Raw genomic sequence first — 1,245 nt, forward strand, 5'->3', positions numbered from 1 at the left:
CATCGCTGTGGAGTCGAAATGAAATAACTTGCGCGTTTCGAACCCTCCACAGGCCTGTGATCTGCGATGATGCTCTCGATCACGTATTTGTTACTTCATTACGTCCCCTGTGCGTCATACCTCGTTGTTTACCCAGGTGAAGGCGTCCGCGTGCCGCGAGGGGCCGGGGTGTGGCCGGTTCGACATCCGGGAATCGTCCCGGTCCGCTGGATCGCCCGATGACCTCCGCCCGGTCCGGAACGCGATCTTTCGTCGATGTATCGCGGGAAACGCGTGGTCCGTCTGTCGATCGTCCACGAGGAGCCGTGCCCGGGTGGGTACGCCATACGGGTACAGGCACGCCAAACGGAGTGTAGGCTAGAACTGCCTGTAATCGATCAGTGACTACTAGCTATCGAACAGGTATGTTGAGGACGCGGCTGAGGTGTCCGGGTCGTTCCCATCCGTCCCCGATCCGCGGCACCCCAGTCGCATCCTCGATGTCTCCGGGCCGTCTCCGGGTGCCGATGCGACGCGATTCCCGAGGTCGCCCCGTGCTTCTACGCTGACGTCATGCGGTGGTCTTGGTGCCGTCCAGCCGTGAAGCCATCCAGGGGGAGCGGGGGGCGTCAGCACGTGGCCACATACGGAGGGCCGCGGTCGGGTGGCTCTCCGAGCATGTGAGATCGGCCCATGATGTGAGGACGGACGGTGCAAGCGGGATGCACGTCACCAAACCGTCCTCCTGGCTTGTCGGGTTGACGTCGATCGGGGGCGTCGCTGGCCGTACGGCGATAGGAACATGCCTATGGCCCGGCTCCTCGCGGCGATCTCCACGGGCGTCGCCCTCCTGGTGGGAGGGTTGACGGCGCTTGCCGTCATGCTGCCGCCTGAGTACAGCTATCTGGTCCCGATTGTCATCATCCTCGCCGTCGTGGGGGTCAACATCACTGCCTGGCTTGTGATCCCGCGTGTCGTCGGCTCGGCGTCGGCGTCGGTGTCCGTGCACCGCTCAATACCGGAGAATCGTCCGATGGGTGGCTCGTTCGTGTTCGGTCGTGGTGAGTTCGACTGGGCGAGTTCGGACGTCTCCGATGCCTCCGTCGAGTCCTCGTCGGACAACTGGTCGTCGAGCTGGGACTACGCCGGCGGGGACGGTCCGGACGGCAGCGACGACGAGAGCGGTTTCGACGACGACCGCTGGTATGGTTCCGCGGCCCGCCGTGGCGCGGGTTTCTCGCCGCCCGCTCTTACCGGAGCGTCCAT

General features: G+C 64.4%; 2 protein-coding genes. Both read left to right on the forward strand.

Annotated elements, in window-relative coordinates; genetic code table 11:
- Nucleotides 1-66 precede the first annotated feature (66 nt).
- Nucleotides 67-222, forward strand: a complete 156-nt coding sequence (locus tag ACY45C_RS12890; RefSeq protein ID WP_462187863.1) for a hypothetical protein — start codon at nt 67-69, stop codon at nt 220-222.
- 565 nt (nt 223-787) lie between these two features.
- Nucleotides 788-1,245, forward strand: a 458-nt coding sequence (locus ACY45C_RS12895) for a hypothetical protein (RefSeq protein WP_462187864.1), incomplete at its 3' end; no start/stop codon positions are given.

The organism is Frankia sp. CcWB2, assembly GCF_977927585.1.

Coding starts and splice junctions, on each gene's coding strand:
- ACY45C_RS12890 (WP_462187863.1), top strand. CDS start 67: ATGATGCTCTCGATCACGTATTTGTTACTTCATTACGTCCCCTGTGCG.